This is a genomic window from Synechococcus sp. H55.11, from assembly GCF_047462475.1.
Classification (GTDB): Bacteria; Cyanobacteriota; Cyanobacteriia; order Thermostichales; family Thermostichaceae; genus Thermostichus.
Genome location: NZ_JANSJI010000317.1, coordinates 1 through 1,616, shown reverse-complemented (window position 1 = coordinate 1,616; position 1,616 = coordinate 1). Strand labels below are relative to the sequence as shown.

2 protein-coding genes are annotated in these 1,616 nt (G+C 59.3%); both read right to left on the bottom strand.

Features of this window, described 5'->3' with window-relative positions; all coding sequences use genetic code 11:
- The coding region (locus NW853_RS12650) for a BolA family protein (protein ID WP_414349179.1) at window positions 1-253 on the bottom strand (253 nt) is incomplete at its 3' end.
- A gap of 82 nt (window positions 254-335) precedes the next feature.
- Window positions 336-1,313, bottom strand: coding sequence for a DNA adenine methylase (locus NW853_RS12645; RefSeq protein WP_414349178.1), 978 nt, complete (start codon window positions 1,311-1,313; stop codon window positions 336-338).
- Window positions 1,314-1,616 lie beyond the last annotated feature (303 nt).

Here is a 1,616-nt window from a genome sequence, read left to right as displayed (position 1 = left end):
CTAGCCCGCGGAACTGCTCCCACTGAGCGGGGGTAAAGGTGCGCAGAGCCAAAGCATGGAGGCGGCCATCCTGTAAATAGGTTTTCAAGGCCTCATTCACCAGCCGATGCTGCTTGATCAGGGGCAGGCCCTGAAATTGCTCGGCCACTACAATGGCCTGAAAGTGGCTGCCATCGCCGACAGTGTCTTCCACCTGCACCCTTGCGCCGGGCAGGGCAGCCTGTAGCAACGCCTCGATTTCTCGTGGATCCATGCGCTGTTGTCCCCATGGTCTGTTCAAATGTGTGCCGGAGCTCAAGATCCCGTTTCGGATCTCAACCTGCTCATCCATCACCCTAGACGCTTCTGGGGTAAAACGGGATCCCTTCCTCTGCTCTGCAGGTGGGATGGCTCAGAACCAGAACCTCGGTGATGGGACCGCGTTTGTGGCCCTGGCAGTTGATGGCACGGCTGGCAACGATGGTTTGGATGGGGTAATCCCGGTACAGCTCCCGCACAAAGGGGCAATCGGAATTGGAGAGCAGCACCTGCACCCCTCGGTCGGCCAACGTCCCAAATACCTCTCGCAGGCGGATTTGTTCGGTTTCGCCAAACGCAAACCGGCTGTAGGCGGTGAAGCTGCTGCTGGCAGACAGCGGATGGTAAGGAGGATCCAGATAGACAAAATCTCCGGGTTCGGCCCGTTCCAGCACCTGCCAAAACGGCTGCACCGCGATCTCTACGCCCTGTAAAACTCGTGCCACGGCCCGCAGGTTCTCCGCGTCGCAAATGCGGGGATGACGGTAACGGCCCAGAGGGACATTAAACTCTCCCCGCGAGTTTTCCCGGTAGAGGCCGTTGAAACAGGTTTTGTTTAGGTAAATCAGCCGTGCCGCCCGTTGCACCGGATCCGCAAAACGAGTTGCGCGGATCGTGTAGTAGTGCTCCCGGCTGTGGTGGGCTTGGTGGTGGCTGAGCAGAGCAATGATCTCCTCCACCCGATCCCGCAGGCAGCAATATACATTCACCAGCTCAGGGTTGATATCCGACAACACAAAGCGCCGCGGGATCCCTTGGGCCAGATGAAAAAAGACCGCTCCACCCCCCAAAAAGGGCTCGTGATAGGTGTTCCAGTTGCGCGGGAAAAAGGGTTCGTATTGGCTGAGCAGTTGCCCTTTCCCCCCTGCCCATTTTAGGAAGGGACGCGCTCGAACGGCTGGTGCTGCCGGGGCGGGGTTTGGACTCCCGCGTTCTTCCCAACGCAAAGCCCCGCCTTTGCTCGGGCTGAGGCCGTGAACGGGCGGACAAGGGTAGGAAGGTATCTGGCCGTTCATTGGTGTTTACTTTTTTACCTTCTAAGTGCTCCGCGCTGCTAGCGCCCTCACCCCCGGCCCCTCTCCCGGAGGGGGTCAGCCCTCACCCCCGGCCCTTCTCCCGGAGGGAGAGGGGAGTTAGGGGTAGCGCTCCGCCTCGCCAGTGCGTTCGCGGCGGCGTTGCGTAGCAATAACGACGTAGAGAAACGTTTCATTGACTACAAAACCTGAGGTGTTGGGCAAATGATGCTGGGCGGGGGGTAACGGTTCTGGGAGCAGTATTCCCTCTCTGCAGTGAATGGGCTAGGACTGCATTTGGCTCAT